Consider the following 25207-nt stretch of genomic DNA (forward strand, 5'->3'; position numbering starts at 1 on the left):
AGAAAGTATCCGAAGGCGTATCCGCCGCGTGTATCCGCGGCAAGTATTCGCGCCGTCGGCGGGACGGGGCTCAGGCGGCCGGACGTCCGGTCGCCGCACCGCGCCGGCGCCGGCCGCTGCTGGCGGGCCGCCGTGCGGCCGCAACGGGGCGGCCGCCGTCTCCGTCGGCGGACATCGCGGCAACCGCGGCGCCGTCGACTGTGGCCGCGGCCGGCAGCGCGGCGCGGCCAGACGCCGGCACGGTGCATTCACAGCTGCGGCGGCACACCAGCACGCAGCCATGGCCTGGCTGCCGGCAGTAGTCGCGATGCAGCACCGCGGCAACGATGGCCGGATGGCAGGCCATCAGGCCCGGATAGGACTCCAGCGCCCACGGCCAGGACAGGCCGTCGTCATGCAGCACCAGCAGCGCCTGCGGCGGCCAGCCGGCTTGCGCCTGCGCCAGCGGCCCGCGCACCATCGCGCCGCCGTCGACCAGGGCCTCGCGCTGGCGCAGCAACGGTTGCACCGCGATCGGGCCCGTCACTTCGGTGCCAGCCTGTATCACGCAGGCGCAGAAGCGGCCGGCGCCGCCGACGCGCACGTGTCCGGCCTGCGCTTCGATCTGCGCGGCCGCCAGCGCCATGTCGCCGCCTCCGGGCAGCGTGGCGCGGACGCGATCGATCTGCTGCATCTGGGCACCGAAGCCCTGCAGAGCGGCGACGCGCCGCGCCGCTTCCGCGCCGCGGCCCAGTCCGAGCACCACCGTCGACAGTCCGCGCGCCGAATGGATGTTCAGACCGCCCGGGGCCGGATCGCCGTCGGACGGTGCCCATACGACCCCCACCGCCACGGCCGGCAGCGTCACCGGGCCGGGCCGATCGGCGGGGGACAGCGTCATCCGGATGACCGAACCGGCGGGGCTGTCGTATCGATCGAGCGCGGTCACCAGTTCGTACAGCGCGGCCAACCGGCCGCCCGCGCGGGCGCCGGCGTGCCTGCCATCGCCGCCTCGCGATGAATCGCACGAGCCGTCGCGGGGGCGGGGCCGGTCCACCGCAAGGATCTCGACCTGCGGCGCGGCGGCGCCAGTGACCTCTTCCTGCAGCGGCCGCAGGTGCAGCACACCTCCGCCGGCGTGGCCGAGCATGCCGGTGGCCGCGGCGACCGCTGCGCGGCCGAGCCGTTCGGTGGCGATTTCGCCGAAGCCGCAGCGCACCGCCAGTTCCGTGGCCGCGTCATGCGCGTGCGCGAGGTCGTCGGTGGCGTCGATCGCAAGTCGGGTCTGCATGGCTGCGTGGTGCGGTGAACAGGCGCGATCAGGTCTGGCCGGCGCGGGCTTCGCTGCCCTGCGCCGTGCGTTTGCCCAGCTCGGCAAACAGCGTGACGATCTGCTGGTTGAACGCCGGGATGTCGTCCGGCTTGCGGCTGCTGACCCAGTTGCCGTCGCGCACGACCTCGCGGTCGACCCATTCGCCGCCGGCGTTGCGGATATCGTCGGCGAGCGACGGCCAACTGGTCAGTGTGCGGCCCTTGACCAGCCCGGCGGACACCAGCAGCCACGGACCGTGGCAGATCACCGCGATCGGTTTGCCGTCGTCCTGCATTTTCTTGACGAAGCGCTGCGCGGCCTGGTCCATGCGCAGCGCATCGGCGTTCATGGTGCCGCCGGGCAGCACCACACCATCGAAGTCGTCGGGATGGGCGTCGGCCAGCGTCGCCTGCACGCCGAAGCGGTCGGCCTTCTTGTCGTGCTGGGCGCCTTGCACCTCGCCATCGTGCGGCGCAACGATGACGGTTTCGGCACCGGCCTGTTGCAAGGCCTGGCGCGGGCCTGTCAGTTCGACCTGCTCGAACAGGTCGGTGACCAGGAACGCGATGCGCTTGCCGGTCAGCGGATGATTGGCGTCGGGAGACGTGTTCCGGTTCATGTTGCGGTCCTCGTTGCGGTCCTCGTTGCACAGGGAAGTCGATACGTCGATTCATCGAATCGCCGAGATGGAGCCGGACGCGGCCCGACCTTGTAGCTTTTGCGGCCGGCGGTAAAAAAGCGCTCGCCGCCGCGCCGCCGGTCTTGCGGGATGGCGGCGTCCGTGCCCACTTCGGTCCAGAGCGGCAAGAAGCGTGCCCCCGAGGCGCAGGTGCCGGGCCACGTCGGCCGCAGTCCGATGGGCCCGCAGCGGCCGCTGGCATAACATCGTCTTATCGATGTGCCGGCCGATGGACTCGTCGGCAAGGCCATCGCAGCCGGAGTCTGCACCCCATGGACCTTGTCGTAGCGCGGCCCGAGGGCCTGTACTGCCCGCCGGGCGACTTCCATATCGACCCGTGGCGCCCGGTGGCGCGGGCGGTCATCACGCACGCCCATTCCGACCATGCGCGCGCCGGCAGCGGCCACTATCTGTGCGCGGCGCCAGGACGCGGCGTGCTGCTGTCGCGCCTGCCCGATATTCATCTGGACAGCCTCGGCTATGGCCAGGCCATCGTGCACAACGGCGTTCGCATCAGCCTGCATCCGGCCGGGCACGTGCTGGGCTCGGCCCAGGTCCGGCTCGAGTACCGCGGCCAGGTGTGGGTGGCATCGGGCGACTACAAGCTCGCGCACGACGGCACCTGCGCGCCATTCGAGCCGGTGCGCTGCGATAACTTCATCACCGAGAGCACCTTCGGCCTGCCGATCTATCGCTGGCAGTCGCAGGCCGAGCTGATGGCACAGATCCTGTCGTGGTGGCGCGCCAATGCCGAACAGGGCCGGGCCAGCGTGCTGTACTGCTACGCCTTCGGCAAGGCGCAGCGCATCCTGCATGGACTGATGACGCAGGCCGGCGAAGCGGGGCTGCCCGGTCCCATCGTCGAGCATGGCGCGATGACCGCGTTGAACCGGGCCTATGCCGCTGCCGGCGTGGCGTTGCCGGCGACGATGCATGCGTCCGAGTTGCCGGCGCGCAGTCCGCTGCTGCGCCAGGCGCTGGTGATCGCGCCGCCGTCGGCGCAGCGCTCGCCGTGGCTGCGGCGCTTCGGCGATGCCTCGCAGGCCTTCGCCAGCGGCTGGATGCGGATTCGCGGCACGCGCCGGCGGCGCGGCGTCGATCGGGGCTTCGTCATTTCGGACCATGCCGACTGGCCCGGCCTGCATGCCGCCATCGAGGCCACCGGCGCGCAGCGGGTCTTCGTCACGCACGGCTATGTGCATGCGATGGTGCGCTACCTGTGCGAAAGCGGGTTGCAGGCGCAGGGCTTCGAGACGCAGTACGGCGACGAGGAGGATCACGATCGGGACGAGCCGGATGGTGCGGCCGGTGCCAGCGGCCAGGGCGGAGCAACCGGCCAGGCGGCGGAGGCAGCGAACGGCGAAATGGAGCCCAATGCGGACGCAAATGCAGACGAAAATGCGGACGCAAATGCAGACGGCAAAGCGGGCGGCAAAGCGGGCGCCGTTTCCGCCGGCACGAGGGAGGCATCGTGAAGGCCTTCGCCGAGCTGTACGCCGCGCTCGACGCGACCACCTCGAACAACGCCAAGCTTGCGGCGCTGCGCGGCTATCTGCAGGCCGCGCCGCCGGCCGATGCCGCCTGGGCTGTCTATTTCCTCGCCGGCGGCAAGCCGCGCCAACTGGTGCCGGTGGCGATGCTGCGCACGCTGGCCGAGCAGGCGGCGCGCCTGCCGACCTGGCTGTTCGAGGAGAGCTACCAGGCCGTCGGCGATCTGGCCGAAACCATCGCGTTGCTGCTGCCCGAGTCCGAACATACCGACGATGCCGGTCTGGCCGAATGGGTCGAACAGCGGCTGCTGCCGCTGCGCGGCCTGCCGCCCGACGTGCTGCTGCCCAGGCTCGACGCGCTGTGGCGGCCGCTCGATGCGCAGGCGCGGCTGGTGCTGTTCAAGCTGATCACCGGCGCCTTTCGCGTCGGGGTCTCCCGGCTGCTGGTCACGCGCGCGCTGGGCGAGGTGGCCGGCATCGATCCGAAGCGCGTGGCCGAACGGATGGTCGGCTATACCGATATCTCGGCGCGGCCCGATGCCGAGCACTATCTGGCGCTGATTGCGCCGGACGGCAGCGGCGGGTACGGCCAGGACCTCGGCGATGGGGCGAACGTCCCGCGCAGCCGGGGCGGCCAGCCTTATCCGTTTTTTCTGGCCCATCCGCTGCAGGCCCCGCTCGAGCAGTTCGACGCGGTGCTGGGCCCGGTCTCGCAATGGCAGGTCGAATGGAAATGGGATGGCATCCGCGCGCAGATCGTGCGGCGCGACGGCCAGACCTGGATCTGGTCGCGCGGCGAGGACCTGATCACCGAACGCTTCCCCGAACTGGCCGAGGCCGCCGCGCCGTTGCCGGACGGCACCGTGATCGACGGCGAGATCGTGGTCTGGCGCGACGATCGCGTGCAGCCGTTCGCCTTGCTGCAGCAGCGCATCGGCCGCAAGAACCTGGGAGCGAAGCTGCTGCGCGACGCGCCGGCGGCGCTGCTGGCCTATGACCTGCTCGAATGGCAGGGCGAGGACTGGCGCCGCCGCGCACAGGGCGAGCGCCGTGCCGCGCTGGAGCGCGTGCTGGCCGCGCATCCGCATCCGTCGCTGCGGCTCAGCCCGCTGGTGCAGGCCGAGGACTGGCCGGGGTACGCTGTGCTGCGCGAGTCGTCGCGCGAGCTCGGCGTCGAGGGTTTCATGCTGAAGGCGCTCGATGCCGCCTATGGCGCTGGCCGGACCAAGGATGTCGGCGTCTGGTGGAAATGGAAGATCGATCCGTATGCGGTCGATGCGGTGCTGATCTACGCGCAGCGCGGCCACGGCCGGCGCGCCAGCCTGTACACGGACTTCACCTTCGCGGTATGGAGCGCGCCGCCGGGTACCGAGGGCCGGGTGCTGGTGCCGTTCGCCAAGGCGTATTCGGGCCTGACCGATCAGGAGATGCGGCAGGTCGACGCGATCGTGCGGCGGACCACCATCGAGACCTTCGGGCCGGTTCGCAGCGTCGAGCCGACCCAGGTGTTCGAGCTGGGCTTCGAAGGCATTGCCCGCAGCAGCCGGCACAAGAGCGGCATCGCGGTGCGCTTTCCGCGCATGCTGCGCTGGCGTACCGACAAGACGATCGACGAGGCCGACACGCTGCAGACACTGCAGGGCATGCTGCCCGCCGGCGAACGAGGGAAGGCGGCATGAACGCGCGCGTCGCCGATGCGCGGTCCGTGCCCGCCGCGCCGCTGGCGCAGGCGCTGCCGCAATGGTTCGCGCGGCGCGGCTGGCAGCCGTTTCCGTTCCAGCAACAGGTGTGGCAGGCGATCGCCGCCGGCCGCAGCGGCCTCGTGCATGCGACCACCGGCACCGGCAAGACCTATGCGGCATGGCTCGGCGCGCTGCTGCGCCATGGCGAGCCGGCGGCGCAGTCTTCCATTGCGCCGCCGCTGACCGTGCTGTGGCTGACGCCGATGCGCGCGCTGGCCGCGGACACCGCGCGTGCGCTGCAGGCGCCGCTGGCCGAGCTCGGCCTGAACTGGACCGTCGGCCTGCGCACCGGCGACACGGGCAGCAGCGAGCGCGCCGCGCAGGCGCGGCGGCTGCCGACCGCGCTGGTCACCACGCCGGAGAGCCTGTCGCTGCTGCTGACGCGGGCCGATGCCAGGGAAGCGCTGGGCCGCGTGCGCATGGTCGTGGTCGACGAATGGCACGAGCTGATCGGCAACAAGCGCGGCGTGCAGGTACAGCTGGCGCTGGCGCGGCTGCGCCGCTGGTGTCCCGATCTGGTGGTCTGGGGTTTGTCGGCCACGCTGGGCAATCTCGAACACGCCAGCGAGGTGCTGCTGTCCGGCATGCCGGCCGATCGGCGCGAACTGGTGCGCGGCAAGATACCGAAGCAGCTGATCGTCGATACGCTGCTGCCTGACGCCGCCGGACGCTTTCCGTGGGCCGGGCATCTGGGCCTGTCGATGCTGCCGCATGTGGTGCGCGAGATCGAGGCCAGCAGCACCACGCTGGTGTTCCTGAACACCCGCTCGCAGGCAGAGCGCTGGTACCTGGCGTTGCTGGAGGCGCGGCCGGATTGGGCGGGACAGCTGGCGCTGCATCACGGCTCGCTGGATCGCGACGTGCGCGAATGGGTCGAGGCCGGCCTGAAGACCGGCACGCTGAAGGCGGTGGTGTGCACCTCCAGCCTGGATCTGGGCGTCGACTTCCTGCCGGTCGAGCGCGTGCTGCAGGTCGGCTCGCCCAAGGGCGTGGCGCGGCTGCTGCAGCGTGCGGGCCGCTCCGGCCACGCGCCGGGGCGGCCCTCGCGCGTGACGATCGTGCCGACCCACAGCCTCGAACTGGTCGAGGCGGTCGCGGCGCGCCACGCGGTCAGGGCAGGGCGCATCGAGGCGCGCGAGTCGCCGATCAAGCCGCTCGACGTGCTGGTCCAGCATCTGGTCACGGTGGCGCTGGGCGGCGGCTTCGTTCCGGACGCATTGCTCGACGAGGTGCGCGGCGCCTATGCCTACCGCACGCTGACCGACGCCGAATGGCAGTGGTGCCTCGACTTCGTGCGGCAGGGCGGCAGCAGCCTGTCGGCCTATCCGGACTACCGGCGCGTGCAGCCCGACGAGGATGGCGTCTGGCGCGTGCCGGACGTTCGCCTTGCCCGCCGCCATCGAATGAGCGTCGGCACCATCGTCAGCGATGCGACGATGCAGGTGCGCTACTGGAGTCGCGCGGGACGCGGCGGCGCCTCCCTCGGCACGGTGGAGGAGGGCTTTATCGCGCGGCTGTCGCCGGGCGACTGCTTCCTGTTCGGCGGCCGGCTGCTCGAGTTGGTGCGCGTGCAGGAGATGACCGCCTATGTCCGGCGCGCCGACAAGGGCCGGCCCGTGGTGCCGCGCTGGAACGGGGGACGGATGCCGCTGTCGACCGAACTGGCCGACGCGGTCGTCGCCACGCTCGAGGATGCCGCCGCGCAAAGGCTCGATCCCGCGGATACGCCGGAGCTGCCGTTGATCCAGCCGCTGGTCGACCTGCAGCAGCGCTGGTCGGCCCTGCCGACGCGCACCACGCTGCTGGCCGAGACGCTGAACTCGCGCGAGGGCTCGCATCTGTTCCTGTATCCCTTTGCCGGGCGCTCGGTGCATCTCGGCCTGGGCAGCCTGCTGGCGTGGCGGCTCGGCTCGCAGTTGCCGACGACGATCTCGGTCGCCGTCAACGACTACGGGCTGGAACTGCTGTCGGCCGAACCGCTCGACTGGGCGCACTGGCTGCCGCTGGTGCTGGCGCAGGAACGGCAGCGCGATCTGGTCGCCGACGTGCTGGCCAGCCTCAATGCCGGCGAGTTGTCGCTGCGGCGCTTTCGCGAGATCGCACGGGTATCGGGGCTGGTGTTCCAGGGCTATCCCGGCGCGCACAAGAGCGCGCGGCAGCTGCAGGCCTCGTCGAGCCTGTTCTACGAGGTGTTTCGCAAGCACGATCCCGAAAACCTGCTGCTGGGCCAGGCCGAGCGCGAGGTCCTGAACCAGGAGCTCGATGCCGCGCGCCTGTCGCGGACGCTGGATCGGCTTGCGGAGCTGCGGCTCGATCTGCGCGTGCTGAAACGGCCGACGCCGCTGTCATTCCCGCTGATCGTCGAATTCCTGCGCGAGAAGCTGAGCACCGAGAAGCTGGCCGACCGCATCGCGCGGATGCTGGCCGACCTCGAACGCGCCGCGGGGCCGGAAGGGGAGAGCGGCGATGTGTCCGGGCCGACGAAGGAGCCGCCACCGGACCGCGTCGCGGAGATCGCGCGCTTCGGCATGGCCGATCATGCCGGCCGCTCGTCGTCGCCCTCATCATCGTCATCGTCCCGGCGCCGGCGCCCGCGCAAGGTCTCGAAGCCGCTGCCGCCGCTATGAGCGTGCCGATGTCATCCGCTTCTTCGTCCGCACGGCAGGTGGAGGTCGCCGGCGAGACGCTGTGGCTGCTGCCGGAGCGCGCGCTCTGGTGGCCGGCCGCCGCGATGCTGCTGGTGGCCGACGTCCATTTCGGCAAGGCTGCCGCCTATCGCGCGCTGGGCCAGCCGGTGCCGGCCGGCACCACGCGCGACAACCTGGCACGGCTGGCGGATCTGGCGGCGCGCTATCCGGCGCGCGAGCTGGTCTTTCTCGGGGATTTTCTCCATGCCCGCGCGAGCCGCACGCCGGCGGTGCTGGCGGCCCTCGCGGATTGGCGCCGCGGGCTTCCGTCGACGCTGCGCTGCACGCTGGTACGCGGCAATCACGATGCACGGGCCGGCGATCCGCCGCCCTCGCTCGATATCACGGTGGTCAGCGAACCGTGGCGGCGCGGACCATTCGCGCTGTGCCACTTGCCGGGAGCGGCGAACGGCGGCTACGAACTGGCCGGGCACCTGCATCCCGCCTATACGCTGCGCGCCGGCTCCGACTCGGTTCGTCTGCCGTGCTTCGTCTTCGATGCGCATGCCGGCATCCTGCCGGCGTTCGGGGCCTTTACCGGTCACGCGCCGGTCAGGCGGGCGCCGGACCGGCGCCTCTATGTGATCGGCGACGACCGGGTCTGGGCCGTGCCGGCGCGCTAGCGCAACGGGTGAGCCGTCGCGGTCGGCCTCATGGATGCCAGGTGGCCGGCGCGTCGATGCGCGGCGCCGGCCGCTGGCTTCCCGCCATCGCATAGGAGAGCCGGTTCGCCGCCTCCACCACGGTCTTGGCCATCTTCAGCAGCCGGGCCTCCGTCAGCCGGGAGGTCGGACCGGAGATGCAGATCGAGCCGAGCAGCCGCCAGTGCAGCCCGAACACCGGCGCCGCCACGCTGGACACCTCGGGCTCGCGTTCGCCCATCGAAAGATGAAAGCCCCGCTGTCGGATGGCCTCGTACGGCCGGCCTGACGCCCCGGAGAAGGCCAGGATCACGCGGCCCGGCGCGCCCTTGTCCAGCGGCAGCGTGGAACCGATCCGCACATGGTGCCGGATGGCCTGCGGCCCTTCGACGCGCAGCAGGCAGGCCCGTTCGTCGCCCTCCCGCACGTAGAAGGACGCGCTTTCGCCGGTCTTGCGCGACAGTTCGCGCAGTACCGGCTCGACCACTTCCTGCACGTTGAACGTGGCCTGATAGCAGGCGCCGAGCCAGCCGGCCGCGCGCCCCAGTCGCCAGTTTCCGTCCTCCTTCTGCACCAGGTAGTTGTGCGCGGCCAGCGTTCTGGCAAGGCGCAGCACGGTGGTCTTGTGGATTCCGGTGCGCCGGCTGATCTCGGCCAGCGGCAGATCGGCGTCGTTGACGCCAAACGCTTCCAGCACCATCAACGCCCGCGAGACGGCCGTCACGCCGCCCCGGGCGTCGTCGTCGTCGCGCTCCGCGGAGCCCTTCATCGCGTCCCCTCTGAAATGAAATGCGTTTTGCACAATGCAACGGCATTGTATGAGGTGAAACGACGCAACACAATGCATCAAAACCATACGGAGACAACCATGCAAGGGCCCTGCCGCTTACCGATCGCCGCCATCTGCCTGGCAACCGCGTTCGTCACTTCCACCGCTGCCGCCGCCGCTCCCGGCTATCCCGCCAAGCCGATCCGGGTCGTCGTGCCGTTTCCCGCGGGCGGCGGGACCGACATCATTGCCCGCGAGGTCGCGAACCGGGTGGCGCTGTCGACCGGATGGACCTTCGTCGTCGAGAACAAGCCCGGCTCGGGCGGCAACCTTGGCATCGATGCCGTGGCCAAGGCGGCGGCCGATGGCTACACGATCGGGCTGGGCCAGACCAGCAATCTGGCGATCAACGCCACGCTTTATCCCCGCCTTCCCTACAAGCCGATGACCGACCTCGCGCCGATTGCGCTGGTGGCCAGCGCGCCGCTGGTGCTGGCGACGTCGACGACCTCGCCCTACAAGACGCTGGGCGAAGTCATCAGCGCCTCGCGTGCCAAGCCATCGGCAATCAATTTCGCCTCGCCGGGCAACGGCACCGTGGCACATCTCGCCGGCGAGCTGTTCCAGAAAACGGCTGGCATCGAGCTGACCCATATCCCGTACAAGGGCGCGGCGCAGGCGGTCAACGATCTGATCGGCGGCCAGGTCGACCTGTACATGGCCTCGGTGCCAAGCCTGCTCGGCCATATCCGCAACGGCAAGCTGCGCGCGCTGGCCGTTACGTCGACCGGCCGCGTCGCGGACCTGCCGCAAGTGCCGACCTTCGCCGAATCCAACGTGAAAGGCTTCGAGGCCTCGACCTGGTTCGGTTTCGTGGCCCCGGCCGCTACGCCCAAGGACATCGTCGTGCGCCTGAATTCGGAGTTCAACAAGGCGCTGCAAGCGGCGGAGCTGAAGAAGAAGCTGAACGACCAGGGTGCAACCGTGCTCAGCGGTACGCCCGATCAATTCGGCGCGCTGATCCGTCAGGACATCGCGCGCTGGGCGGCGGTCGTCAAGGCGTCCGGAATCACGCTGGATTGACGTCTCCGGTCATCCCGCCCGCCGTCGCCATTCGATCGATCCGATTCCATCCGATTTCATCCCACCCTTTCTGCCTCACGGAGTAGCACCATGGCCCTGCCCAACATCCTGAAGTCGTTCGAGCGCGTGTCGCCCGATATCGTCGCGCGCGCCGCCCGATTTCAACCCGCCATCCTTGCCGACGTCGCGGGTCGCCGCGGTGCGGTGCACGGCCGCATCAAGCCGCTGCGTCCGCAGATGAAGCTGGCCGGCCCCGCATTTACGGTGGAAGTGCGGCCCGGCGACAACCTGATGATTCACGCGGCGCTGGCACTGGCGCAGCCCGGCGATGTGCTGGTCATCGACGGGAAGGGCGACCAGACCTCGGCGCTGATGGGCGCGATCATGATGAACGCGGCGCGGCAGCGCGGTCTTGCCGGCGTGGTGATGGATGGCGCAGTGCGGGACAGCCTCGAGATCGAGGCGCTCGATTTCCCGGTGTTCTCGGTTGGCACCAATCCCAACGGTCCGACCAAGGAAGTGGCCGGCCGCATCGGCCACCCGGTCTCGATCGGCGGCGTCACCGTGAATCCGGGCGACTTCGTCAGCGGCGACGCCGATGGCCTGGTGGTGGTCGAGCGCGAGAAGATCGAGTCGCTGCTGCCGCTGGCCGCGCACAAGGAAGAGGCCGAGGCCCGCCGGATTGCGCAGATTCGCGAGGGCAATACCAATGCGCCGTGGCTGGCCGCCGCGCTGGTGACCGCGGGCGTGCTGAAGGAAGGGGAGGTGCTGTAATGACCCGCTCCGTCATTCTGGTCACCGCCGCCGATCTCGCGCAGCCGGCGCTGGACCTGCTGCGCGACTACGACGTCGTGTTCGCCGGCAAGGCGCCGCAGCCCGACGATCTCGTGGCGCTGGCCCGGCAGATCAATCCGGCCGGCATCATCGTCCGCTACGGCAAGGTGGGGGCCGACATCATGGACGCCGCCCCGGCGCTGAAGGTCATTTCCAAGCATGGCAGCGGCATCGATGTGATCGACCAGGCGGCAGCCGCCAAGCGCGGGATCGCGGTGAAGGCCGCGGTCGGCGCGAACGCGGCGGCCGTCGCCGAACATGCCTGGGCGCTGATCCTTGCCTGTGCCAAGTCCGTACCGCAACTGCATGACAGGATGCGGGCCGGGCACTGGGACAAGGCCACCCACAAGACGATCGAGCTGTCCGGCCGCACGCTGGGTATCGTCGGCCTCGGCGAGATTGGCCGCCGCGTGGCGGTCATCGGGCAGGCAATGGGCATGCGCGTGCTCGCCTTCGATCCCTTTGCCCGCGCGGTGCCGGAGGGCGTCGAACTGGTGGAACTGCCGGTGCTCTATCGCAACGCCGACGTGGTGTCGCTGCATTGCCCGCTGACGGACGAGAACCGCCGGATGCTCGATCGCGGAACGCTGGCCACCTTCAAGGATGGCGCGATCCTCGTCAACACGGCGCGCGGCGGATTGATCGACGAGGCGGCGCTGGTCGAGGCGATGGCGGCCGGCAAGCTGTATGCGGCCGGGCTCGACAGCTTCGAAACAGAACCGTTGCCGTCATCTCATCCGTTCCGCGACGTGCCGCAACTGATTCTGTCGCCGCACATCGGCGGGGTCAGCGATGCCGCCTACGTGAAGATGGGCATCGGTGCCGTGCGCAACGTACTGGACGTGCTGGAGGCCACGGTCGCCACCTGAGGACTTCCTGCTGCTGGCGCCGCCATCGCGCCGCGCCAGCCGCGACACAAGATCGCCGCGGCCAACCGCGTTATGGAGACAACTGTGAAAACCACTTACCGCCTGGCTGCCGCCGCAGCCGCTATCGGCCGCACCATGCTGCTGGCCACGACCCTGACCAGCGCCGGCGCTGCGCTTGCAGCCTATCCCGACAAGCCCGTCCGCATCATCGTGCCCAACCCGCCCGGTGGAGCGGTCGACGTCGTGACGCGCAAGGTGGCGCAGCAACTGTCGGTCCAACTCGGCCAGAGCTTCGTCGTCGAGAACAAGCCCGGCGCTTCGGGCACCATCGGCACCGGCACGGTCGTCAATGCGCCGGCCGACGGCTATACGCTGCTCGCCAACGACAATTCGTACACGACGCTGCCCTACGTGTTCCGCAAGCTGAATTGGGATCATCAGTCCGCGCTGGTGCCGATCGCACCGTTTGCGTTCTCTCCGGTGGTGCTTGGCGTCAAGGCGGATTCCCGCTTCAAGGACCTGGCCGCGCTGGTCGCCCACGCGCGGGCGCACCCGGATACCGTGACGTTCGGCTCCGGTGGGGCCGGCAGCGCGCCGCACTTCGCGACCGAGGCGTTCCAGCAGGCCGCCGGCATCCAGCTGAGGCATGTACCGTACAAGGGCGCCGGAGACGCCATGGTCGGGCTGTTGTCGGGCAACATCGACGTGCTGGTGCTGTCGACGCCCAGCGTGCTGTCGCAGGTCAAGGGCAAGCAGATCCGCCTGCTCGCGATCAGCGGCAAGCAGCGGGCGGCAGCGCTGCCCGATGTGCCGACCTTCGCCGAGGGCGGCGTGCCGGGCTTCAGCCAGTTCAACTGGTCGGGGCTGGCCGCGCCGAAGGGGACGCCGCCCGAAGTCGTGCAGACGCTGCAGAAGGCAGTCCACCAGGCGCTCAGCACGCCGGACATCAAGGCGTTTCTCGCCAATATGGGTTCTCAGCCAGGCAATCTCGACACCGCCGGCTTTGCCAGCCTGATCCAGCGCGAGACCGCGCAATGGGCGACGGTGGCGCAGCGTGCCAACATCGAGAAGCAATGAGCCGGCGCGGGCCGACGGATAACAGGGAGCCGAACCGATGCTGTTACTGACCCAACCTGCGCTGCGCGATGCCGAAGTCTTCACGTCGCTTCCCGATGCCCTGCGATGCCGGGGCGTTGTCTCCGATTGGGCGCGCGCCAATCGCGGCGGCGCCGCGATCGACGCCTTCCTCGAAGGGCCGGTTTGGGCCAACGGCTGCCTGTGGGTCACCGACATCCCGTTCGGCCGGATCTTCCGGATTTCGCCACGGGGCGATTGGGAACTGGTCGCGCAGTACGACGGCGAACCGAACGGCATGAAGTGGCTCGGTGGCGATGCGTTCCTGATCACCGACTACCGCAACGGGCTGATGCTGCTCGATGCCCGCTCGGGCACCGTGCGGCCGTGGCTGGAGCGGCGCAACAGCGAGCGCTTCCGCGGCGTCAACGACCTGACCTTCGACTCGCGCGGCAATCTGTACTTTACCGACCAGGGGCAGACCGGCATGCACGATCCGACCGGCCGCGTCTATCGGCTGGCGCCGGACGGCAAACTCGACGTGCTGATCTCCAACGCGCCGAGCCCGAATGGACTGGTGCTGTCGGCGGACGAAACCGTGCTGTTTGTCGCCATGACGCGGGGCAACTGCGTCTGGCGCGTTCCGCTGCAGGCCGACGGTTCGGTCAGCAAGGTCGGCCAGTTCTTCGCGAGCTACGGGCCCAGCGGCCCGGATGGCCTGGTCATGCGTGCCGACGGTCATCTGCTCGTCGCCAATCCCGGCTTGGGCTATCTGTGGGTGCTGAACCCGCGCGCCGAGCCGGTAGAGGTGATCCGCAGCCCCGCCGGGACATCGCTGACCAATGCCTGCTTCGGCGGCGACGATGGCAGCACGCTGTTCATGACCGAATCGACCTCCAGCTCGATCCTGCGGATCGAAATGCCGCAGGGCGGCGCGCCGGTGCATGGCGCGGGGAGCGGCCGGTATGGCAGGTGAGGGCGCCGCGTTGGCGCACGCTTGCGATTGCCACATGCACGTCTACGACCGTCGCTACCCGGTCGCCGCCGGTGCGACGCTGCGGCCGCCGGACGCCACCGTGGCGGCGTATCGGATCGTGCAGCGGGCACAGGGTACGACGCGGACGGTCGTCGTGACACCGTCGACCTACGGCAGCGACAACCGCTGCACGCTGGATGCAATTGCGCAATTGGGCGCGGAAGCCCGCGGCGTGGCCGTCGTCGGCGCGGACGTGGCCGATGCCGAGCTGGATCGGCTGCATCGAGGCGGCATCCGTGGGATCCGTTTCAACCTGACGATGCCGGGGCCGGTCGATGCCGGTGCGTTGCCGGCGCTGGCCGCGCGCATCGCGCCCTTGGGCTGGCACGTGCAGCTCAATCTGCCGGCGGGGTGGCTGCCCGATATGGCCACGACGCTGCGGCGGCTGCCGGTGCCGATGGTGTTCGATCACTACGGCCATTTGCCGTTCGGCACCGCGGAGGCCGAGCGCGGCTACGGCGTGATTGCCGATCTGGTCCAGGCCGGCAAGGCATGGGTCAAGCTGTCGGCCCCCTATATCGAGTCGCGCGATGGTCCACCGCACTATCGCGACGTCGCCGAACTGGCATCGAGGTACATCGCGCTGGCGCCGCAGCGCATGGTCTGGGGCTCGGACTGGCCACACCCGACGCTGCGCGCGGCCGGTGCCGCGCCGATCGACGATGCGGCGATGCTGGCGCTGTTTCGAGACTGGTGCGGCAACGAGGCCGTCTGCCGGCAGATTCTGGCCGACAACCCGCGAGAGCTATACGGCTTCGGTCGATCGTGAAGAACATCAAGACATCAACAACATGAACAAGACAGAACAGGAGACCCTTATGGAAGGGAACCGCGGCATCCGCCGGCACCTTTGCTCGTCGCTGGCCTTCGCGATGCTAGCCGCATCCATCGGCGCACCGCTGTCGGCCTCGGCGCAATCCGACTGGCCGAGCAGGCCGATTACCTATGTCGTTCCCTATCCGGCCGGCGGGACCACCGACATCATCGCGCGGCTGGTTGCGCAGAAGCTCGGCAAGGCGTTGCAGACCACCGTCGTCGTCGAGAACAAGCCGGGTGCCACCGGGGCCATCGGCTCGGCCTTCGTTGCGCGGGCACAGCCCGATGGCTATACGCTGCTCGGCGCATCGACCGCGTCCCATGCCATCGGGCCCGCATTGAACCCACGGCCAACGTACGATGCCGTCAAGGGATTCACGCCGATCGCTCTGGTGGGCACGATTCCGAGCGTGCTGGTGGTCGGGGCCGACAGCCCGTATCGCGATGTCGCCAGCCTGCTTGCCGCCGCGCGCAAGCAGCCGGGCAAACTGAGCTATGCCTCCGGCGGTACCGGCACGATCCTGCAGATGTCGGCCGAGCTGCTGAAGGAGCAGCAGAAGCTGAACATGACCCACGTGCCGTACAAGGGCGATATTCCGGCGATCCAGGACGTGATGGCTGGGCATGTCGACTTCATGTTCGCACCGACGGCGCCCATTCTGCCGCTGGTGCAGTCCGGCAAGCTGCGGGCCCTGGCCGTGGCGACCAAGGCGCGCGTCGCCAACCTGCCCGCGGTGCCGACCATGGCCGAGGCCGGCGTGCCCGACTTCGAGGCGGAGCATTGGCAGGGAATCTTCGCGCCGGCGGGGACGCCGTCCGCGGTGGTGCTGCGGCTGAACACCGAGATCAACCGTGCGCTGAAGGACCCGGAGGTCGTGGCGCAACTGGATCGGCTCGGCATCAACGTAGTGGGCGGCACGCCGCAGCGGCTTGCCGACTTCCAGAAGGCGGACATCGAGAAGTGGAGCCGGGTCGGGAAGGCGGCTGGCGTTGTTCTGGAATGAGGTCGGACCAGCGATCAATCGACCCCGGATCGACCCTCAATCGGTGCGCGACCAGCCGCCACCCATCGCCTGGTACAGCGCCACGCTGGCATTGAGCCAGTCCGCCTGTGCCTGGATCAGGCTCAGCTCCGCGCTCAGCAGCCCACGCTGGGCATCGAGCTGCTCCAGATACGGCGAATAGCCGGCGCGATAGCGGTTGGTCGCGTGGCGCAGCGCGGCCGCGAGCGCGTCGCGCTGCTGGCCCAGATGCAGTACCTGCGCCTCCAGCTGGCGCAGCGCCGCGAGGTTGTCGTTGACCTCGCGAAAGGCGGTCAGCGCGGTGCGGCGATAGGCGAAGGCCGCCTGATCGCGCTGGGCCGTGGCGACCTGGGCGCCGGCCTCGATGCGCCCGCCCTCGAACAACGGTGCCAGGATGCTGCCGCCGAGCGACCAGATGCGGACCGGGCTGGCGACGCCGCTCGCATACAGCAGGCCGGCCGATCCCGACAGATGCAGCCGCGGCAGGAAGGCCTTGCGCGCGGCGCTCAGATTGGCATCGCTCGCGGCCAGCTGGAATTCGGCCTGCGCGATATCGGGCCGCCGCCGCAGCAGGTCGGCGGGCAGGCCGTCGGGGATCGGCGGGGGCCGCAGCACGGAGAGCGCGGCGCCCCGCGCAATCTCTCCAGATGGCGACTCGCCGATCAGCAGCAGCAAGGCGTTCTCCTGGCGGGCGACGGCCAGCTCGGCCTGGGGCACCGCCTGCGCGGTCGATTCGTACTCGGCGCGCGCTTGCGCGAACTCGAGTTGCGAGGTGTAGCCGGCATCGGCACGGCGCCGCGCCAGCCGCAAGGCATCCTCGCGGGCGGCCAGCGTCTGGCGTACCACGGCAAGCTGGGCATCGAGCGCGCGCAGCGTCAGATAGGCGCGCGCCGTGGCCGCTGCGACCGACAGCACCGCGGCGTCGTGCGCCGCTTCGCTGGCCTGCGTGCCGGCGCGCGCCGCCGTCGACTGGTCGGCCAGGCGCCCGAACAGATCGACCTCATAGGCGGCCTGGAACTGCGGCTCGAATGAATTCGAGATCGATTCCCTTCCGAGCGCATTGAGGCTGCGCGAGCGCCCGCCGGTCGCGGTGGCGTCGAGCGTCGGCAGCAACTGGGCCCGCGCCAGCCGCTGCTGCGCGCGCGCTTCGGCGACGCGGGCCGCGGCGATGCCGAGATCGGCATTGCTGGCCAGCGCGCGCTCGACCAACTGCGCCAGCACCGGGTCGCCGTAGCGGCGCCACCAGTCTCGCTCGAGCGGCGCGCTGGGACCCGGGTCGACGCGCCATGCGGGCGGCGGCGTCAGCGCAGCGCCGGCCGGCGGCTGGGGCCGCGGGCCCATGCACGCGAACAGCAGCGGCAGTGCCGCGGCGCACAGCGCCATGCGCAACGATGCCCGAATACGCGGGAGGCGGGTGGGGGCCGTCATCGCGTGCGGGACTCCGCTCCCCGCGTATCGACCTCGACCCGCACCGACATGCCGGGCCGCAGCCGCGCCGCGAGAGGCTGGTTCGGGTCGATGGCGATACGCACCGAGATCCGTTGCGCGACCTTGACGAAGTTGCCGGTCGCGTTGTCCGGCTGGATCACCGCGAACTCCGAACCCGCGGCGGGCGCCAGCTGTTCGACGCGGCCGGTCAGCCGGGCATCGTCGAGCCCGTCGACGCGGAAGCTCGCGGGCTGGCCCGGCGCCATGTGCGAGGTCTGTGCCTCCTTGTAGTTGGCGATCACCCACAACTTCGGCGGCACCAGGAACATGGCCTGCGTGCCGGCCGTGACGTACTGGCCCAGGCGCGCGCCGATCTGGCTCAGCTGCCCGTCCTGCGGGGCACGCAGCACGGTATTGGCCAGGTCGATCTCGGCCAGCTTCAACGCCGCGCGCGCCGCTTCGACTGCCGCCTGCAGCCCCTCGCGGCTGACCGCGACGGCCTGCACGTCCTGACGGGCAATCTCGGTGGCGGCGCGGGCCTGGCGCACCGCCGCCTCGGCCTGCCGCAATGCGGCGCGGGTCTGGTCGCGTTCGCGCAGCGACACCGAGCCGTCCGCCACCAGCTCGTCGACCCGCCGCATATCGGCCTGCGCCCGCAGCAATTGCGCCTGCGCGTTGGCAAGGCTCGCCTGCTGCGCCAGCACCGTCGCTTCGCGCGAGCGGCGCGTCTGGTCGGTGTTGTTCAGGTTGGCGATCTGCGTGTCGAGGTTCGCGCGGGCCTGCTCGACCCGCTGGCGATAGATGCGGTCGTCGATCTTGAGCAGCACATGTCCCGCCTTGACCTGCTGGAAGTCGCGCACCGGAACATCGGTGACATAACCGCTGACCTGCGGGCTGATCACGGTCGTCTGCCCGCGCACATAGGCGTTGTCGGTGCCCTGGATCACGCGCGTGAAGGGCGGCAGTCCCCACGCGTACAGGATGATCAGGATGCTGACGAGCGCGATCGCGACGACGATGATCGTGGCCCGCCGCGTGCCCTTGGGCGGCGACCAGCCGGTCGGCGGGGCCGAGGCCTGTTGGGGGACCTCGACGGGATCCTGCAGGCGCTCGTGCGAATCCGTCTGCCCGGTCCCGTGCGCGGAAGGGGCGGGGCCGGGTTCGCGGCGCGGCGTTGGGTCGGTCACCGGTGGCTCCAGATGTTGTTCTTGTTGTCGATGCTATTGCTGGCGCTGCCGCATTCTGGCCATCGCTTCCAGCGGCTCGGCCATCGGATTGTGGCCACGAATACGATCGCGGATATAGAGCGCCAGCAGCCAGGCGAAGGTCGCGGACGCGATGATGCCGATCGTCAGGAACACGTCGTTGAACGCCAGCACATTGGCCTCGCGCGTGACCTGCTGGGCCAGCAGCGCCGAACCCTCGGCCTGCCGCAGCGCGGGATCGGTCAGCACGCGTCCGTAGGCGCCGCCCAGCGCCTGGATGCGGGCTGCATCGAGCGGGTCGGTCAGCGTGATCGACTGCACCAGCGAGTGCGAATGGAATTTCTCGCGATGGATCTGAAAGGTGCCGAGCAGCGCCGAGCCGGCGAGACCGCCCAGCGCTTGCGTGATGCCGAACAGCGCCGAGAAGCTGACGATATGGCTCATGCCCCTGGACAGCGCGCGCAGCATGCCGATCAGCAGCGTCGGCCCCATGAAATAGACCGCGGCGAAGGCGATCAGCGCCTGGCTGAAATACATGTTGGCCGGCCGCGTCAGATTGTTGGAGTGCGCATCCATGAAGGCGCCGATCGCAATCAGCAGCAGGGAGATGCGGATCGGCCGCTCGAGATTCAGCGGATTGACCGTCAGCGCGCTGACCGCCAGGCCCGCGATGGTCGCCAGCGAAACGACGACGTACAGCGGCACCAGCTGGTCGTTGCCCATGCCCAGCGCGGTCAGCAACCCGACCGCGCCGTAGGCCTGCTCCGACAGCAGCACGCGCACGGCGATCGCCACCAGCGCAAAGCGCAGCATCGCGCGGCTGCCCAGCCAGCGTGTGTTCAGCAGCGGGTTGGCACGGTTATGCTCGATCCACAGGGCCGCGGTGATCAGCGCCACCGCTCCGCACAGCGCATAGCCGAGCCAGGCGGCCTCGGTCCACCACAGGATGCGGCCCTGGCTCAGCACCGCGCACAACAGCGCCATGCCGGGCGCGAACAGCGCGAACGTCAAGAAATCGAGCTTCTCGAAGGCGCGGATGCGCTCGCTGGGCGGCAGCCGCAGCAGGCCCACCGCGACCAGCGACAGCAGCGCGAGACCGAGCTCGAACAGGTACAGCGCCTTCCAGTTGCCGGCCTCCAGCATGCCGGAGGTCAGGACGCGGGCCAGCGGCGTGGCCAGTTGCGGCACGCCGATGCCCAGCACGATCGCCTTGAGCCGGTGCGCTGCCGGCATCGACTGGATCATGTAGTACAGCGCCAGCGTGCTCAGTCCGCTCGCCGCGATGCCATTGGCCGCGCGGACCAGCAACGCGGTCTCGAAGGTATGGACGAAGATGTGGGCAAGCGTGATGACGACGTAGCCGAGCAGGAACAGCCGCGCGAAATGCTGCAGGCCGTACTGCTGCCGGAACTTGATCAGCAGCATGCTGGCGCAGACGTTGGTCATCACGTAGACCGTCGACAGCCACGCCGCCTGGTCGCTGTAGAGACCGAACACGCCCTGGATATTGTTCAGGTTGGCGATCACCAGCGCGTTGCCGAAGCCGCCGGTCAGGCCGATCAGCACGCCGACACAGAAATAGCCGATGCGCCGTGGCATCGGATGATCGGGCGTCGCGGGAGAGCCCGGAATGGTGGGCCGCTCGTGCGGCTTGAACTGGTATTCGGCCGTGGCAGCGCCCATTGGCATGACGGGGAAGCGGGTTCAGCGAAGGTCCGGCGGGATCGATGATTGCCGCTGCCGGGCTGAAGTGTCAAGCCATCGTTTGCTGTCGGGGCAAGCAGGGACGGAACGCAGTCCGATCCGGTCGGCCATCGAAGACAATGGCCGGGACGTCGATCCCGGCCATCGATCGATGGAAGGCGGTCCGCTGTCAGGCGGCCATGGCGCGCCGTTCGTCTTCCGTCAGTTGCGGACCATCGAGCGTCACGCGCGAATCGTCGTGACGGAACTTGCGGATGATCGGCTTCAGTTCCTCCTTGATATGGTCCTCGCTGTAGCCGTTGAACAGGTGGCCGAGCAGGCCGCGGCGCAGATCGCTGGTGCCCATCAGCCAGTCGGCGATCGGGAAGGTCAGGTTCATGTTGTAGTGCATCATGATTCCCTGGTTGTGGTGCGCGGTATGGTGCCGGCGAATGGTGTTGATGAACGGCATGTTGCGCACGAACCAGTTGTCGTGGACATGGCAGCAGTAGTGGAAGACCTCGTAGACCAGGTAGTGCCCGACCATCGTCATGAAGACGATATAGGCGGCGTTGGCATTGATCAGCAGATAGGCCAGATAGCCGAGCAGACCGCCGCCGACGCCCAGCGTGATCAGCACGCGCCAGGGGAAGAACACGATGCGGAATTCGCGCGTGGTGTCGATCGTGGGTTCGTTGTCGGTGAAGTACTGGTGATGCTGGCGTGTGTGCCGCTCGTAGATGGCGCGCAGCGCAAACACGTCGATGCGCCGGTGCATCACGTACTTGTGCATGAACCATTCGACCAGATTGCCGGCGAGAAAGACCGGCAGCACCAGCAGCCACTCCCAGGTTGCGTTCTCCAGCCGCGTCGCGCAGTAATAGAGCGCCGCGATGCCGGCGGCGAAGATCACGCCGATATGCAGCAGGCCGTTGTACAGCGGGCTGATATCGGCCTTGTACTGCTCGCGGAATTTGCGTTGGCGTTCGCTCATCATGATGTTGTCTCCTGTCTATGCCGAACTGACATCGTACTAATATATTAGTAGTATATGGCGCGGTGTCAAACGATTTGTGTCGCGATCGGCCGTGCCGTGCCCATCAAGCAAACGGCCCTCGCAAGCGAGGGCCGTCGACGTTCTGTCGTCCCGCCTGCCCGCGGAACGACATGGCGGGCCGGTCAGCTCGACACTTCCTCGAGGCACCGGCCCTTGGTCTCGATGCCGAGCCACAGCACGGCGATCGCGGCGATCGCGAACGACAGCGCGCCCAGCGTGAAGATGCCGCCCTGGCCCGTGACGGGCAGCAGCACCCCGACCAGATAGGGGCCGACCAGCGAGCCGATGCGGCCGATCGACGAGGCGAAGCCGGAACCGGTGGCACGCGAGCGCGTCGGATACAGCTCGGGCGTGTAGGCATACAGCACCGACCACATGCCGAACAGGAAGAACTGCATGCACAGGCCGGCGGCGATCAGCTGTTCGACCGGCAGCTTCAGCACGGCCGCTTGCCCATACAGATAGGCGGACGCGGCGCTGCCGAGCAGCATCAGCGCACAGGTTGGCTTGCGCCCCCATTTCTCGAGCAACCACGCCGAGAAGATGAAGCCGGGAATACCGGCCAGCGAGATATAGACGGTGTACAGCACCGACTTGGTCACCGCGTAGCCGGCCTGTTGCAGCAGCGCACCGAGCCAGGTGGTCAGGCCGTAGTAGCCGAGCAGCGCGAAAAACCACACGCCCCACAGCATCACGGTGCGCCTGGCGTACGGGCCTTTCCACAGCTCGCCGAACATCGTCTTTCGATCGTGGACCGCGGCCGGCGCAAAGCCCTGCTGGACGGCGGGCAACGGCTTGCCGCTGGCACGCTCCACGCGTGCCTCGATGCCGGCCATCACCGCCTCGGCTTCGCGCTGCCGTCCCGCTCCCTCGAGCCAGCGCGGGGATTCCGGCACCATCCGGCGCACCACGAAGACGAACGCCGCCGGCAGCGCCATCGCGATGAAGATGCCGCGCCAGCCGATCACCGGCAAGGTCAGGTAGGCCAGCAGTCCAGCGGCGATAAAGCCGATCGGCCAGAAGCCCTCGAGGATCGCGACATACTTGCCGCGGCTCCTGGCCGGCACGATCTCCGACACCATCGACAGTCCGATCGGAAACTCCATGCCCATGCCGAAGCCGAGCAGCACGCGATACAGCATCAGCGAGGTCACGCTGTCCGCCAGCCCGCACATCAGGCTGCCCACGCCCCAGAAGATCATGCTGACCTGGAACACCGGCTTGCGGCCGAAGCGGTCGGCCAGCATGCCGGCCACGGCTGCGCCGGCAAACATGCCCAGAAAGCTGGAACTGGCAAGCAGGCCGGTCTGCGCCGCGCTCAGGCCGAATTCGGCTTTGATCGAGCCGAGCACGAAGGTCATCATGCCGAGGTCCATCGAATCGAAGAACCAGGCGGTCGCGATGATGCCGAACAAGGTGCGTTGATAGCGGGTCATGGGAAGGCGCTCGAGCCGCGCCGCGACTCCGGGGGTCAGCGCCACACTGCCTGCCGACATGTCCATGGTTGTCTCCTGTCGTTGTCGTGGGGCCGCCTGTCGGCGGTCTGACTAATATATTAGATGGATGCTATGGGTATGCAAGCTGCGTGCGGCCGCGGATGTGCCGGGATGGCGCCGGGAAGGCCGTGTTTTCAGCCGGAAAGCGTGATTGGACGCGGCCTGCCGGGCGCCGCTCGGGATTTGCCCTAGGCCACCCGGCGCGAGGTCGGAGCCGCTCGATGGGCGGCGAGTTCGCCGCGCCACGCATGCTCGATCACCTGCGCATAAGTGCCCGGCACGTCGTCGACGGGAAACGCCTGTGCCAGCCGGGTGACGCCCAATGCGTCGCGCGTCAGAGCGGGCAACGCGTCGCGCGGGACGCCGAAGGCCTGCAGGTTCGACGGGATGTCGAGCGCGTCGATCAAATTGCGCACGGCCAGCGGCACGCCGGCGATGCGCTCGGCGTCGCTGTCCGCGTCGACACCGAACAACGGCGCGAGCGCCAGCAGATCGGCGCCACGCGTGGTGCGCAGCGCGTCCAGCACATAGGGCAGCATCACCGCATTGGTACTGCCGTGCGAGCGGTGGGTCAGGCCCGCGACGGCATAGGCGATGCCATGCACCGCATTCAGGCCGGCGCTGCCGTAGGACAACGCGGCGTAGAGGCTGGCATAGGACATGCCGATTCGCGCTTCGATATCGCGGCTGCCGGCAGCACCGTGGCCCGTGTCGCCGACGTAGCCGCTGTCGCGATAGGCGCGCAGCAGGTAGCGGCTGCACAGCGCGATCGCCTCGCGGGCGAACAGCATCGTCAGCGCCGAGCGGCCGCTGTAGCCGGGATCGGCGTTGCCTTGCCGCGGGTAAGCCGCGCTGTCGACGGTCAGGTACGACTCGATCGCATGCGTCAGCGCATCGATGCCGGCATCCGCGGTCACGCGCGGCGGACAGGTGTAGGTGAACTCGGGATCGATCAGCGCGATCTGCGGACGCAGCGCGTTGTCCATCACCGCGATCTTGGTCGCGTTGTCGGGGTCGACGAGGATCGCGCCAGGGGTCGCCTCGGAACCGGTGCCGGACGTGGTCGGCAGCGCGACCAGCGGTATCGGCCGCGTGCCGGCGGGCAACGCACCGGCGAACTCGCGCACAGGCCGGCCTTCCAGCAACGTCAGGCTCAAGGCCTTGGCAAGGTCGATATTGCTGCCGCCGCCCAGCGCGACCAGATGATCGGGAACACGGCCACCGAGCCGCGCGCGCAGCGTTAGCGTGGCCTCGTCGCACAGCGTCGTGCTCGGATCCGGCATGCCGCCGTCGTAGACCACCGTCTCGATGCCCGCGGCGCTCGCGGCCTCGATGTACTCGGCGACCCACGGCGTGTGTTCGGTGAAGAAGGTGTCGGTGACCAGCACGCCGTGACGATGGCCGAGGCGCTGCAACAGCGCCGGCAATTGCGCGCGCGTACCGGCGCCGACGATCAGACGCGCCGGCGCGCAGAAGTAGACCAGGTCTTCGATTCTCATGGCAGCTCCAGGGGGATGGACGGAGAGGGGGCAGGCGTGTCCCCGGTGCGGATCGAGTCGGCGAGCTGTCGCAGCCACGGCGAGGCGAACTCGCAGACTGCATCGGCATGACCGGTCAGCAGGCCATGGCCGGCGCGTTCGATGGTGGCCAGACGGCCGGCGGGCAATCCATTGGCCAGCGCCTGCGCATGGGGCCAGGGGCAGTCGTCGTCATCGCGGCCATGAACGACCAGGGCCGGCATCGGCAGCGTAGCCAGGCGCGAACGCTGATCGGTCTGCCGGATCGCCTGCCACGTCAACGCGACGGCGGCGTGGTCGGCTGCCTCGCTCAACCCCAGGCGACGCTCGCGCGCGGCGATCTCATCCAGCAGTGCCGCACCTTCGTCGGCGCGAAACCAGCGCGTTTGGCACAGGGCAGGCGACCCCGACAGCAACCACAGCGCGAGCGGCGAGCGTGCCTGGCCACGGCCGTCGCGGTAACGGTCCGCGTACTGCAGCGCCACCGACACGCCCATGCTCCATCCCGCCAGCACGAAGCGACGCCCACCGGCATGCCGTTCCACGACCTCGCGTACCGCGGCCGCATAGCGCTCCAACGTGTACCCGCCGGCCGTCGCCGGCCGCGGCGCCGCCCCTCGTCCCTGCAGATTCGGCAGCACGAAGGTACAGAGCGCGCTCAATCGCTGCGCCACCGGCAACCACGCCGCCCGCGTCCCCTGGATGCCGTGCAGCGCCACCACGCACAACGGCCCGCTGCCGACTTCGATCACTTCCATGGAGTCTGCCGCCATGGTGTCTCCTGTACA

General features: G+C 69.2%; 21 protein-coding genes. 11 read left to right on the forward strand and 10 right to left on the reverse strand.

Annotated elements, in window-relative coordinates:
* Positions 1–70: 70 nt before the first annotated feature.
* Entirely contained in the window at positions 71–1270 is a 1200-nt protein-coding gene (locus F7Q96_RS27100; RefSeq protein ID WP_053824228.1) for an ATP-binding protein, read from the reverse strand.
* Positions 1271–1298: 28 nt separating this feature from the next.
* A complete protein-coding gene (locus tag F7Q96_RS00370; protein WP_053824227.1) occupies positions 1299–1910 on the reverse strand; it encodes a type 1 glutamine amidotransferase domain-containing protein in 612 nt (203 codons plus the stop codon).
* Between the two features lie 332 nt (positions 1911–2242).
* On the opposite strand from F7Q96_RS00370, the gene F7Q96_RS00375 reads away from it, so the two are divergent.
* The 4 genes from F7Q96_RS00375 to pdeM are packed head-to-tail and all read left to right on the forward strand — an operon-like array spanning position 2243 to position 8512.
* A complete protein-coding gene (locus F7Q96_RS00375; RefSeq protein ID WP_082371793.1) occupies positions 2243–3445 on the forward strand; it encodes a ligase-associated DNA damage response exonuclease in 1203 nt (400 codons plus the stop codon).
* Positions 3442–5139 (forward strand): ATP-dependent DNA ligase, encoded by a 1698-nt coding sequence (locus F7Q96_RS00380; RefSeq protein ID WP_053824226.1) that lies wholly within the window; start codon positions 3442–3444, stop codon positions 5137–5139. The genes F7Q96_RS00375 and F7Q96_RS00380 overlap by 4 nt, the downstream gene beginning before the upstream one ends.
* Positions 5136–7829, forward strand: coding sequence for a ligase-associated DNA damage response DEXH box helicase (locus F7Q96_RS00385; RefSeq protein WP_151021887.1), 2694 nt, complete (start codon positions 5136–5138; stop codon positions 7827–7829). Before F7Q96_RS00380 ends, F7Q96_RS00385 begins: the two co-directional genes overlap by 4 nt.
* Before the next feature lie 8 nt (positions 7830–7837).
* The gene (gene pdeM, locus F7Q96_RS00390; RefSeq protein WP_249041632.1) at positions 7838–8512 is read left to right on the forward strand and encodes a ligase-associated DNA damage response endonuclease PdeM; all 675 of its coding nucleotides are present in this window, start codon (positions 7838–7840) and stop codon (positions 8510–8512) included.
* A gap of 28 nt (positions 8513–8540) precedes the next feature.
* On the opposite strand, the gene F7Q96_RS00395 is transcribed toward pdeM, so the two are convergent.
* Entirely contained in the window at positions 8541–9299 is a 759-nt protein-coding gene (locus tag F7Q96_RS00395) for an IclR family transcriptional regulator (RefSeq protein ID WP_151021889.1), read from the reverse strand.
* 99 nt (positions 9300–9398) lie between these two features.
* On the opposite strand from F7Q96_RS00395, the gene F7Q96_RS00400 reads away from it, so the two are divergent.
* From F7Q96_RS00400 to F7Q96_RS00430, 7 genes are all read left to right on the forward strand, one after another.
* On the forward strand, positions 9399–10382 hold the full coding sequence (locus F7Q96_RS00400; RefSeq protein ID WP_170265924.1) for a tripartite tricarboxylate transporter substrate binding protein: 984 nt from the start codon (positions 9399–9401) through the stop codon (positions 10380–10382).
* Positions 10383–10472: 90 nt separating this feature from the next.
* Entirely contained in the window at positions 10473–11156 is a 684-nt protein-coding gene (locus F7Q96_RS00405; RefSeq protein ID WP_053824225.1) for an RraA family protein, read from the forward strand.
* Positions 11156–12085 carry a hydroxyacid dehydrogenase gene (locus tag F7Q96_RS00410; protein WP_053824224.1) on the forward strand — a complete coding sequence of 310 codons (930 nt, stop codon included), beginning with the start codon at positions 11156–11158 and terminating at the stop codon, positions 12083–12085. Before F7Q96_RS00405 ends, F7Q96_RS00410 begins: the two co-directional genes overlap by 1 nt.
* Positions 12086–12220: 135 nt before the next feature.
* Positions 12221–13162: a Bug family tripartite tricarboxylate transporter substrate binding protein gene (locus F7Q96_RS00415; RefSeq protein WP_053824223.1), complete on the forward strand. Its 942-nt coding sequence runs from the start codon at positions 12221–12223 to the stop codon at positions 13160–13162.
* A gap of 37 nt (positions 13163–13199) precedes the next feature.
* Positions 13200–14135, forward strand: coding sequence for an SMP-30/gluconolactonase/LRE family protein (locus tag F7Q96_RS00420; protein WP_053824222.1), 936 nt, complete (start codon positions 13200–13202; stop codon positions 14133–14135).
* Positions 14136–14169: 34 nt separating this feature from the next.
* Complete coding sequence (locus tag F7Q96_RS00425) at positions 14170–14964, forward strand: amidohydrolase family protein (RefSeq protein ID WP_170265925.1); 795 nt, start codon at positions 14170–14172, stop codon at positions 14962–14964.
* Between the two features lie 49 nt (positions 14965–15013).
* A complete protein-coding gene (locus tag F7Q96_RS00430) occupies positions 15014–16015 on the forward strand; it encodes a Bug family tripartite tricarboxylate transporter substrate binding protein (protein WP_151021891.1) in 1002 nt (333 codons plus the stop codon).
* Between the two features lie 36 nt (positions 16016–16051).
* Here F7Q96_RS00430 and F7Q96_RS00435 read toward each other — a convergent pair whose 3' ends face one another.
* The 7 genes from F7Q96_RS00435 to F7Q96_RS00465 all read right to left on the reverse strand — a co-directional run bounded on the left by F7Q96_RS00435 (position 16052) and on the right by F7Q96_RS00465 (position 25192).
* On the reverse strand, positions 16052–17461 hold the full coding sequence (locus F7Q96_RS00435) for an efflux transporter outer membrane subunit (protein WP_226994969.1): 1410 nt from the start codon (positions 17459–17461) through the stop codon (positions 16052–16054).
* Positions 17458–18648 carry an HlyD family secretion protein gene (locus tag F7Q96_RS00440; protein WP_082371792.1) on the reverse strand — a complete coding sequence of 397 codons (1191 nt, stop codon included), beginning with the start codon at positions 18646–18648 and terminating at the stop codon, positions 17458–17460. The genes F7Q96_RS00435 and F7Q96_RS00440 overlap by 4 nt, the downstream gene beginning before the upstream one ends.
* 33 nt (positions 18649–18681) lie before the next feature.
* Positions 18682–20349, reverse strand: coding sequence for an MFS transporter (locus tag F7Q96_RS00445; RefSeq protein ID WP_053824220.1), 1668 nt, complete (start codon positions 20347–20349; stop codon positions 18682–18684).
* 190 nt (positions 20350–20539) lie between these two features.
* Positions 20540–21346: a sterol desaturase family protein gene (locus F7Q96_RS00450; protein WP_053824219.1), complete on the reverse strand. Its 807-nt coding sequence runs from the start codon at positions 21344–21346 to the stop codon at positions 20540–20542.
* A 182-nt stretch (positions 21347–21528) separates the two neighbouring features.
* Positions 21529–22908: an MFS transporter gene (locus F7Q96_RS00455; protein ID WP_053824218.1), complete on the reverse strand. Its 1380-nt coding sequence runs from the start codon at positions 22906–22908 to the stop codon at positions 21529–21531.
* Positions 22909–23090: 182 nt separating this feature from the next.
* Entirely contained in the window at positions 23091–24401 is a 1311-nt protein-coding gene (locus F7Q96_RS00460) for an iron-containing alcohol dehydrogenase (protein ID WP_053824217.1), read from the reverse strand.
* Positions 24398–25192, reverse strand: coding sequence for an alpha/beta fold hydrolase (locus tag F7Q96_RS00465; RefSeq protein WP_226994967.1), 795 nt, complete (start codon positions 25190–25192; stop codon positions 24398–24400). The genes F7Q96_RS00460 and F7Q96_RS00465 overlap by 4 nt, the downstream gene beginning before the upstream one ends.
* Between the last annotated feature and the right edge of the window lie 15 nt (positions 25193–25207).

Origin of the sequence: Cupriavidus gilardii (assembly GCF_008801915.1) — a bacterium.
Lineage (GTDB): Bacteria > Pseudomonadota > Gammaproteobacteria > Burkholderiales > Burkholderiaceae > Cupriavidus > Cupriavidus gilardii.